Origin of the sequence: Dinghuibacter sp., assembly GCF_035492835.1 — a bacterium.
GTDB lineage: Bacteria > Bacteroidota > Bacteroidia > Chitinophagales > Chitinophagaceae > Dinghuibacter.
In genome coordinates this window covers 1-10,564 of the sequence record NZ_DATJIY010000029.1, presented here as the reverse complement: position 1 = coordinate 10,564, position 10,564 = coordinate 1, and the positions used below count along the sequence as shown (strand labels likewise).

General features: G+C 60.9%; 6 protein-coding genes. 4 read left to right on the top strand and 2 right to left on the bottom strand.

Translation table 11 applies throughout. The features are described from left to right. Positions 1-88: 88 nt before the first annotated feature. Both VL547_RS02840 and VL547_RS02835 read right to left on the bottom strand, forming a co-directional pair. Positions 89-1,492, bottom strand: coding sequence for a choice-of-anchor Q domain-containing protein (locus tag VL547_RS02840; RefSeq protein WP_325574971.1), 1,404 nt, complete (start codon positions 1,490-1,492; stop codon positions 89-91). Between the two features lie 12 nt (positions 1,493-1,504). Then, positions 1,505-4,249: a TonB-dependent receptor gene (locus tag VL547_RS02835; protein WP_325574969.1), complete on the bottom strand. Its 2,745-nt coding sequence runs from the start codon at positions 4,247-4,249 to the stop codon at positions 1,505-1,507. 196 nt (positions 4,250-4,445) lie between these two features. On the opposite strand from VL547_RS02835, the gene VL547_RS02830 reads away from it, so the two are divergent. The 4 genes from VL547_RS02830 to VL547_RS02815 form a co-directional block, all read left to right on the top strand. Next, entirely contained in the window at positions 4,446-7,052 is a 2,607-nt protein-coding gene (locus VL547_RS02830) for a DUF1553 domain-containing protein (RefSeq protein WP_325574967.1), read from the top strand. Positions 7,053-7,058: 6 nt separating this feature from the next. After that, positions 7,059-8,522: a DUF1501 domain-containing protein gene (locus VL547_RS02825; protein ID WP_325574965.1), complete on the top strand. Its 1,464-nt coding sequence runs from the start codon at positions 7,059-7,061 to the stop codon at positions 8,520-8,522. Further along, positions 8,523-9,416: a sugar phosphate isomerase/epimerase family protein gene (locus VL547_RS02820; RefSeq protein ID WP_325574963.1), complete on the top strand. Its 894-nt coding sequence runs from the start codon at positions 8,523-8,525 to the stop codon at positions 9,414-9,416. It begins immediately after the preceding gene. Beyond that, on the top strand, positions 9,416-10,564 hold a 1,149-nt coding region (locus VL547_RS02815; RefSeq protein WP_325574961.1), incomplete at its 3' end, for a DUF2231 domain-containing protein. The genes VL547_RS02820 and VL547_RS02815, both read left to right, overlap by 1 nt.

Sequence of the window (10,564 nt, the reverse complement as noted above, 5' to 3'; positions counted from 1 at the left end):
AATGTTTGGCGAAAACGAGGAAAAAGGGGCACGGCTTGTCTATTGTGCGCCTGGCACCTAAGCCCGGTAGGAGATAAGGCCGGGGCGCTTAGTGCTTATTCCCGTTCCCGCTGGACTGGTAGGCCCCGATGTCCGCGCCGGGCGCGTCGATCTCGGAGGCGCCGGTGGTGGCGTCCTGGGGAACGAGGGCCTGGGCGGCGAAGGCGGTCGTGCCTTTGCCGATCGCGGGCGACCCGCTGTTCAGGTGGAAATCGAAGGTGTTCGCCCAGTTGGTGGCCACGGGCGCCGCGCAAGGGAGGGTGAAGTTCTTGAAGTTCGGGCTGTTCTTGCCGTCGAGCGAGCTGCCGTCGTAGGCGGCGCCCAGGACATACCCTCCAGGCAGGTAGGTCGTATAGTCGGGGATGTCCGAGGTCTCGGGCTGCGTTTTGTCACCGACGGAATAGAAGTTGTCGCAGACGTTGGTGGAGTCGCCGTAGAACTCGGTGTTGCCGTAGGTGGCGTTGACGAGGTCGGCGGTCGAGACGATCCGCAGGCCGATCTTGCAGTTTACGATCAGGTTGTTGAATATCCTGGCCTGTGCGCCTTTTTCGAGGTTGATGGAACCGCCGTGGCCGGAGGTCGAGGACTGGCGGTAGCCGCAGTCGACGATGGTGTTGTTGTAGCAGTTCACGTTGCACTGCGTGCCCGTGGTGCCGGCGTCGGAGATCTTGAAGGCGTTGGTGGCGGCGCCGACCACTACGTTGTAGGCGATGTCGCCGCGGGTGCCGCTCTTCACGTTGAAGGCTTCACCGGTGTTGCTGCCGCACTTTTCAAACGTGTTGCGCATACAGTTGATCTTGCCGTAGGTGATACGGACGGCGTCGTCGGTGGAACCGTAGATCCAGCTGTCTTCGAGGTCGAAGATGCCGTTGATGTTCTGATAGAGGATCGCCCACGAAGCGGTGCTGGCGGTGACGCCGTTGACGGGGGTGCCGGTCAGGTTGCCGCCGCAGAACTCGAGGTGGGTCCACTTCATGATAAACAGCGCACAGGTGGTGTCGCAGTTGATGCCGCACCAAAGACCCATAAAGGCGGAGTCGGTGGTGAGGGAGGACGTGACGGAGCTGAACGTATTGTCGGTGTGCTTGGTGCCGGTGGTGATCCAGACCGGTGCGGCCTGGGTGCCGAGACTGACGAAGCTCCCTTTGACGATCAGGTTGTGCTTGGCGTTGAGACCGGTGACCTCGTTGACGTGGAGGGTCACGCCGGATTGGATGTACAGTGTGGCGCCTTTTTGTACGACCAGGTCGCTGTCCATGATGTAGGTTTTACCCGACAGCAGCGTCCTGTTCGCGGAGATCGAAGCGGGTAGCGTGCTGTCCCCGGTGTTGGTGTTACCGCCGCCGCCGTTGCCGCCGCCGCCATTGTTGTTGTTGTTGTTGCTCTTAGAACAAGCTGCCAGCGCCAGCATCCCTGCCGCGATCGCCCATACTTGCATCCTTCTTGCTTGCATATTGTGTTGGTTTTATAAGTGATAACGTATGCCTGCCAGGTAGGTCTGGCCAAAGGTTTTCTTTTCCACGAGGGTCCGGTCGCCCCGGTTCGACGCGTCGGGGAACTGTTGCTTGATGGCCGTTGTTGGCGGGAAATCCATCTCCACGATGTCGGGCGTGTTGAGCAGGTTGTTCAGCTTGACATAGACCGAAAAATGGTTGCCGATCTTCTTCTCCCCGGAAAAATCGAGGACCGTCGTGCCGCGCTGCCAGTAGTCCATGCTCGAGCCCGGGGTGGCGTACTGGGATAAATAGACGATGTGCCGGCCGGTGTAGATCGCCGCCAGCTGGAGCTCCAGTCCCGCTTTGGGTGCGCGGTATAGCAGCGACACGTTCCCGATGTGCGCGGCCTGCCCCTGGAGGGGACGGGTCTTGTTGATCAGGGTGGCGGTATCCTTGCCCGGTATGGCGTAATAATATTTATACGGCGTGCTGACCCGGGAATAGGTATAGGTGTAGTTCGCGGACACGCCGATCTTTTTCCAGTAATGGGTATACACCACTTCGCCGCCGATGTTGTCGGCCTTTCCGACGTTCTGGGGCTCGATCGTGCTCAAGCTGGTGGCGGGCCGGTTGTACACCATTTCGATCGGGTCGACGAGGTGTTTGTAGAAAACGCCCAGCAACAGCTGGCCTTCCTTACCGGGGAAGAGCTCGTAGCGCAGGTCGATGTTGTTGGCCTTGGTGTGGAGCAGGTTGGGGTTACCGGTCTCGGTGAAGTATTCTCCAGGGAACTCGAAGGGCACGATTTCGAAAAAGCCCGGTCGGCTGATCGAGCTGAAATACGCCAGGTGGAGCGCCGATTTGTCGTCCAGCTTGTACTTGAACTGGATGCTGGGGAGGACGTCGATGTATTGTTGCGACCCGGTGGTGTTGGAGGCCTGACCCGCGGGGAGCGCATATTGGTTGTACGTCTGGTGCGTGTTTTCGACGCGGACGCCCCCCAGGATGTTCCAGCGTTCGTTTTTCCAGCGGAGCTCGGCATACCCGGCTTCGATGTCCTCGGTGGCCTTGTAGTCGTTGTCGTCCTGGACCGAGGCCTTTTTAAGGAGCATGGCTACCTGGGACAAGTCGCCGGTATAGTGCTCGTCGTTACCCGCGGGGCTCCAGTCGTATTCGATAAAGTAGTTGTCGCGGTTTTTGTGGCGCCCCATTCCACCCACGCCGATGTCGAACTGGCCGACCTTGTAGTGGGCGTTCAGGTAACCGGAGACGTCCTGGTCGGAGTTGTGCTGCCAGATGTGCTCGAGCGACGACACCAGGGGCGGGAGGTTGTATTGGTTGGAGGTCTTGTCGTACGGACGGAGCTGCCCCGCCGAATCGGCGAACGTCTGCGCCAGGGATAATTCGGCGCGGTCGGGCATCTTTTGCGTGGCTTTGGAGTATACCGCGGACCAGTCGAAGGTAAACCGTTGCCCCAGGGCGTGCTGGCCCTGGAGGGTGGCGTTGTAAATCGACTGGAGGTCCGTCCGGGAGCGATAGTTATAGGTGACGTCCCTGCTGCCGCTGCCGGTGCCGAGGCTCGACGTATTGCCGGTATCGGTGATAAAACGGGACTGGTAGCTGTTGAGACCGATAAAGACGGTGTAAAAGCTGATCCGGCTCCGTTGACCCAACCGGTAGTCCAGCTTGGCGTGGGCGCCAAAACGGGTTTCGTTGGTGGAATAGGTGCGGTATTGCTCGTCCGTCATCAGCGGCTCGGAGTTGTCCATCAGCGGCGTGGGCTGCGGGCTCATCGAAAAATAGTGGTCCTTGGTGAACCGGTTGGCGCTCTGGTAGGACCCGCTGAGGACGACCCCCAGGCGGTCATGCAGATACCGGTTGCCGAGGGTCAAACCGAGCTGGCCATCGGGGAGGGGGTGTTTTTGGCTGAAATACAGGTTGTTGGTGGTGAAGCCGGTATACGGCGGCGCATAGGAGATACCATGGATCTCGTTGGGCGACTGGTGGTTGACCGCGCCGTGGGGGTAGGTGTTGAAGGGGTTGTCGAGCACCATCTGGGAGTACCCGAGGGCGCCCTGCGCGCTGACGGTCAGCTTGGCCGGGGGGTCCTTCATCACCATGTTCATTACGCCGCCGATGGCGTCGCCTTCCATGTCCGGGGTGAGGGATTTGATGACCTCGAGCCGCTGAAGCATCTCGGAGGGGAAGATGTCCATGGGGACATAGCGGTTCTTGTCGTCGGGGCTGGGGATCTTGATACCGTTGACGAGCGTGTAGTTGTAGCGCTTGTCCATGCCGCGGATGACCGGGTAGCGGCCCTCCCCGTCTTCGCCCCGGTCCACGGTGACGCCGGAGACGCGGCGCAGGACGTTGGCGACGGTGACGTCGGGCATCAGCTGGATCTGGTGCGTGGACAAGATGTTCAGGACGTTGTCCGAAGCTTTTTCGAGCTGGCGGGCGCCGGCGTCGGTGGCGCCGGAGCTGCGGCCGGTAACCACGACGTCTTTCAGGCGCCGTTCGGCGGGCTGGAGCTGGATGTCGCCGGGGGCGCCGCTGTAGGACTCGTACGAGGTAGCGGCTATTTCGACCGTGTATGCCCCGTCGGGGATGTTCTTGAACTCATACGACCCGTCGAGACCGGTTTGGGTGGTTAGGTGCGTCCCCTTGATGGTGACGACGGCGCCGACGACGGGGTCGCCGTTACGGGCGTCGGTAATGCGGCCTTTAATGGTTGTGTTAAAGAGCAGTAAGCAGAGAGCGATGATTTTTCCCATGATGGGCAAAGCTGTATTCTGAATGTAAATTCAATATTTCCACATGCTGTATTCATAATGACTTAACGATAAATTAATTTTGTGGGCAGGGGCGTTTGGGGGTTGCCGCGGGTCGTTTACCGGTTTTTGCGCAATCGATTGTGCGACGCTGCGGTTTTTGAATGCCGTATATTGTACCTACATAACGATTTGCTTCATGAGGGCTTTATTTATCACGGGGACACTGATCATCCTGTTTGGCGGGGCATGTTTGCTGCGCTCGTCTACCGTGGACTTCAATACGGAGGTCAAACCCATCATCAACCGTCATTGTATCACCTGTCACGGGGGCGTACGCGCCAAGGGGGGATTTAGCCTGTTGTTCCGCTCGGATGCGTTTGCGCGTACGGAGTCGGGGAAGCCGGCCATCATACCGGGCGACCCCGACCACAGCGAGATGATCCGGCGGTTGACGTCCAAGGACCCGGAAGAGCGGATGCCCTATAAGCACGAGCCGCTGTCGTCGGACGAGATCGACGTGCTGCGCCGGTGGGTGCGCGAAGGGGCGCCGTGGGGGGAGCATTGGGCATATGTGGCGGTCGCGAAGCCGACCGTGCCGGAGGTGTCCGGGGCTTCGAACATCGATAAGTATATCGTTTCCGCAATGCATGACTCGGGGTTGACGCCGGCCGGCGAGGCCCCGCGGGCTGACCTGTTGCGACGCGTGAGTCTCGACCTTACAGGGGTATATCCTTCTGAGGCGGTGGCCGCCTCGTTTTTGCGGAGCGGTGATTATGATGCGTTGGTGGACACGCTGCTGGCCTCTCCGCACTTCGGTGAGAAGTGGGCGGCGATGTGGCTCGACCTGGCCCGGTATGCCGATACGAAAGGGTACGAGCGGGACGACAGCCGCAACATATGGCGGTACCGCGACTGGCTGATCAAGGCGTTTAACGCGGACATGCCGTATGACCGGTTCCTGACCGAACAATTGGCGGGCGACCTCCTTCCCCACCCTACCGACGACGAGTATATCGCGACGGCCTTTCACCGCAATACGATGACCAACGACGAAGGGGGCACGGACAACGAGGAGTTCCGGACCGCGGCGGTGCTCGACCGGGTGAATACGACCTGGGAGGCGCTGATGGGGACCACTTTTGCGTGCACCCAGTGTCACAGCCATCCCTACGACCCGTTCCGGCATGACGAGTATTATAAGTTCATGGCGTATTTCAACGATACGCGGGACGAGGATTCGTGGGCGGACTATCCGCTGCTCAGGCACTTGAGCGACAGCGACCGGGTCTTGCTCGATACGCTGTGCGCGTCGTTATCGCCGGCGCGCGCTTCGGTCGTCCGGCGGCTGGTGCGGACGTGGGAGCCGTCGATCAATTCGCTGACGGCGGACCGTTTTGTGAACGGGGAATTGAACGATACGAAGTGGCTGGCCTTCCGGCAAAACGGGTCCGCGCGGTTGCACGCGGTGGATTTGCAGGACAGGGACTGGTTGATCTACAGGTACCAGGCGTTCCTGTCCGGCGGTTCCTGGGAGGTGCATTTGGATAGTTTGTCCGGGCGGGTGCTCGTTACGGTGCCCGCGCCTGTGACGAAGGACTGGACGATCGCATCGGTGCCGGTGCCGCTGACGGTGGGGGCGCACGATTTGTTTCTGACGTATCATAATCCTTTGCTGAAAAATCCGCTGCAAAGCGGCATTATGTATGACTGGTTCTGTTTCACGCAGCACCTCCCGGGCGGCCCGGAGCGCGAGGCGGTCTTCTGGTCGCTGCTCACGAAGCCCGTGCCGACCACGCCCATCATGATGGACAACCCCGAGGACATGCACCGCGTGTCGAACGTGTTCGAGCGCGGGAACTGGCTGGTGAAGGGCGACGTCGTGACCCCGGGGGTCCCGGCTTCGCTGGCGAAGTGTATGCCCGCGGGGGCGCCTGCCAACCGGCTGGGTCTGGCGATGTGGATGACGAGCAAGCAAAACCCGCTCGTTTCCCGGACGATGGTCAACCGCGTCTGGGAGCAGCTGTTTGGGACCGGGCTCGCCGAAACCCTCGAAGACCTCGGCACGCAAGGCAGCCCGCCCACGCACCGGGCATTGCTCGACTACCTGTCGTGGCAGCTCATGTATACGGATGCGTGGAGCATAAAGAAATTATTGCGGGAAATCGTGTTGTCTTCGACGTATCGCGAGGACTCGCGGGTCTCCCCGTCTTCGCTGGCGAAGGATCCCTTTAACCGGCTGTATTCACGGGGCGCGCGCGTGCGGCTCTCCGCGGAGCAGCTGCGCGACCAGGACCTGTGTATCTCGGGGCAGTTGAATCCCTCGATGTATGGACCTTCCGTTTTCCCCTATCAGCCAAAGGGTATCTGGATGTCGCCGTGGAACGGCGCGGAGTGGGTCGAAAGCAAGGACGGAGAGCAGTACCGGCGCGCGCTCTACACCTATTGGAAGCGGACGGCGGCGTATCCATCGATGATTTCCTTCGACGCGACCTCGCGGGAGGTCTGCACGGCCCGGCGTATCCGGACCAATACGCCGCTCCAGGCACTGGTGACGTTGAACGATTCGGCGTACCTGGATATGGCGGGGGCGCTGGCGCGTAGGATGGAGGCGGCTGGCGCCTCACCTTCTTTACAGATTTCCGCGGGTTACAGGCTCATGTTATATAAGGACATACCCCCGGCATCGCTCGCGGTGCTGTTGGGGTTGTACCAGCACGCTTCGGCGTCGTTCAAGGGCGGCGACCCGATGACGGTCGTCGCCAATGCCATGTTGAATTTGGACGAAATCATTACAAAAAACTGAGACGCTATGGACATTCACGAACTGCAACACTGGAGCCGGCGGCACTTTATCAAGGAAAGCGCCATGGGTCTCGGGGCGCTGGCGCTGGGATCGCTGCTGGGTTGTCACAGGCCTTCCGCCGGCGGGGGCATTGTTTTCGATCCCGCGCACCCGCTGGCGCCAAAGCTGCCGCCCTTTGCGGGCAAGGCCAAGAGCGTGATCTACCTCCACATGGCGGGCGCGCCGTCCCAGCTGGAGCTTTTCGACTATAAACCGGAATTGATGAAGATGGACGGACAGGATTGTCCCCCGTCTTTGCTGGCGGGCAAACGGTTTGCGTTTATCCGCGGCGTGCCGAAGATGCTCGGGCCGCAGGCCCGTTTTGCGCAGCATGGAGACAGCCGGGCGTGGGTTAGCGAGCACCTGCCCCATTTTTCCACGATCGTGGACGAGGTGTCGTTCCTGAAAGCGGTCACCACCGATCAGTTCAACCATGCCCCGGCGCAGCTGCTGGTACACACCGGGTCGCCGCGGCTCGGCCGGCCCTCGATGGGCTCCTGGGTCACCTATGGATTGGGGACGGTGAACCAGAACCTGCCCGGTTTTGTCGTGCTGACCAGCGGGGGTAAGTTCCCGGACGCGGGCAAAAGCGTATGGGGGAGCGGGTTCCTGCCCTCGGTCTACCAGGGCGTGCAGTGCCGGAGCGAGGGCGACCCCGTGCTCTTTATCAAGGACCCCGCCGGTATGGACCGCGATCTGCGCAAGGCGTCGATCGACGCGATCAACGAGGTCAACAAGCAGGAGTTCGCGGATTACAACGATCCGGAGATTTTAAGTCGCATTTCCCAATACGAGATGGCGTACCGGATGCAGATCTCGGTGCCTTCGGTGATGGATATTTCTTCGGAGCCGGCGTATATACACGAGATGTACGGGTCGCATCCCGGGGGCACGTCCAGTCTGGCGAATAATATTTTGCTCGCGCGGAAGCTGGTGGAAAAAGGCGTTCGGTTCGTCCAGGTCTTCGACTGGGGCTGGGACAGCCACGGGACCGATGCGTCGCTGGCGATTGACGTGGGTTTTATCAACAAGTGCCGCCAGGTCGACAAGGCGATGACGGCGCTGATCCTGGACTTGAAGCAACGCGGGTTGCTGGAGGAGACGCTGGTGGTCTGGGGCGGCGAGTTCGGCCGCACGCCGATGATGGAAAACCGCGAGGGCAAACCCAACCCCTTCAAGGGCCGCGACCACCATACGGATGCATTCACGATCTGGATGGCCGGCGGCGGGATCAAGCGCGGGGCCTCCTATGGGGAGACCGACGAGATCGGCTATAGCGCCGTGTCCGGCCGCGTCGACACGTTCGATGTGCAGGCGACGATATTGAACCAGCTGGGTTTCGATCATACGCGGTTTACGTACGATTTCCAGGGAAGGCCGTTCAGGCTCACCGACGTAAAAGGGAATGTTATCAAAGACATAATTGCTTAGATGAGTACGAGAAAAGAGTTTCTTGCATTGGCTGCCTCAGGGTTATTGTTTGGGCCTGCTGCGTTGGCGGCCGCGCGGCCCGGGTTTCAACTGAAGATCATGGCGACGGATTGGGGGTTCCCCGGAACGCTCGATGAGTATTGCGCGAAGGCGAAGGCGGCGGGGTATGATGGGATCGAGATATGGTGGTCGCTGGACGCCGATCGTCAGGCGTCGATTTTTTCCGCTTTGGCTCGTCATGGGTTGGAAGTGGGGTTCCTGTGCGCGGGGTCGGAGTCTTCGTTTGACGCGCATCTGGCGACGTTCAAACGCATGGTCGACGGTGCGGCGCATGCGCGGCAGCGGCCGTTGTATATTAACTGTCACAGCGGACGGGACTATTTTACGTATGAGCAGGGTCTTGCTTTTATGGCATACACCCGGTCCGTTTCCCAGGCGACGGGGATCAAAATCCTGCACGAGACACACCGGTCGCGGTTGTTGTTTTCCGCGCCGGTGGCGCGGCACTTCCTGGAAACGGTGCCGGACCTTCGGCTGACCTTTGACGTGTCGCACTGGTGTAACGTGAGCGAAAGCCTGCTGGCGGACCAGCCGGAGACGATGGCGCTGGCGCTCGGGCGCGTGGACCACATCCACGCGCGGATCGGGCACCCGGAAGGACCGCAGGTGAACGACCCCCGCGCGCCGGAGTGGGCGTCCGCGGTAGCGGCGCACTTTGCGTGGTGGGACTCCGTTATCGCCCGTAAGCGCTCTGCCGGCGAGGTCATGACGATCCTGACCGAATTCGGGCCGCCGGACTATATGCCTACCCTCCCCTATACGCGCGAGCCGGTGGCGGACCAGTGGGAGATCAATGTGTACATGCTGCAAACCCTCCGGAAACGATACGCCTGATGCTTACTTTTTTTGGACACCTTCATCCTGTCCTGGTTCACCTTCCGATCGGTCTTTTGCTCGTCGCGCTGTTGCTCGAATGGCTGGCGGTGGCGCCGGCGCGGGCTTCGTGGAAGCCGGCGGCAGATTTGACGCTGGGGCTCGGTGTCTTTTTTGCGGCGATTTCCTGTGTGACGGGGCTGGTGTTGTCTTCTTCCGGGGATTATCCTTCTGGTTTGGTATCGACGCATCAGTGGATGGGTATTTCGTTGTTTGTCGTATCGCTGCTGCTGTTTTTGGTGTTGCGGGGGCGGCCGATGGGGCCGGTAGCGGCGGTGGTTTCGGTTATTGCTGTTTTGCTTGTTTTTTTTACGGGACACCTGGGCGGGTCGCTGACGCATGGGACGGACTACCTCAGCCTGTCCGCGGCGGACGAGGGGCCGTCGGCGCCTTTGTTGCGGCCGGTGCCGGCGGTGCAGGATGCCGTTGCGTATACGTCTTTGGTGCAGCCGGTGCTGCACGATAACTGTTATCGTTGTCATAGCGGTTCCCGGGTGAAAGGCGGCCTGCGGCTCGACGATCCTTCGGCCCTGCTTAAGGGTGGCAAGGACGGGTCGGGGCCTTCGCTTATCGTAAAACGCATCCTGCTGCCGCTGGATGACGAGCACCACATGGCGCCGAAGGACAAGCCGCAGCTCACCTCCAGCGAGGTCGCGGTGCTTCGCTGGTGGGTTAGCGCGGGGGCGCCTTTTGATAAAAAGGTCCGCGACCTGCCGCAGGATAGCGGCGTCGCGCACGCGCTGCTGGCGTTCCAGCAGGGGACGGCGGGACCGACCGGCGGCTCTGACGGTCCTTTTACCGTCGCGGACAGCGACATGCCTTTGGCTCCCGTGGCGCCGGCGTCCGTGGCCGCGATCGCACGGTTGGAGGCGGCGGGGGCGCTGGTGTTGCCGATCGCTTCTGGCAGCCCTTATTTGGACGTGCGATTTCCGAATGATACGCTGAGTTCTCTGGATGCGTTATCAGGGGTGGCGGACAACGTGGTGTCGCTGAAGCTGTCGGATCTGCCGGTGGGCGATTCGGCGTTGGCGCTGATCGCGCGGTGTCATGGGCTGGTGCGGTTGTGGCTGGATCATACACACGTGCGGTCCGTCGGCGCGCTGGCGTCG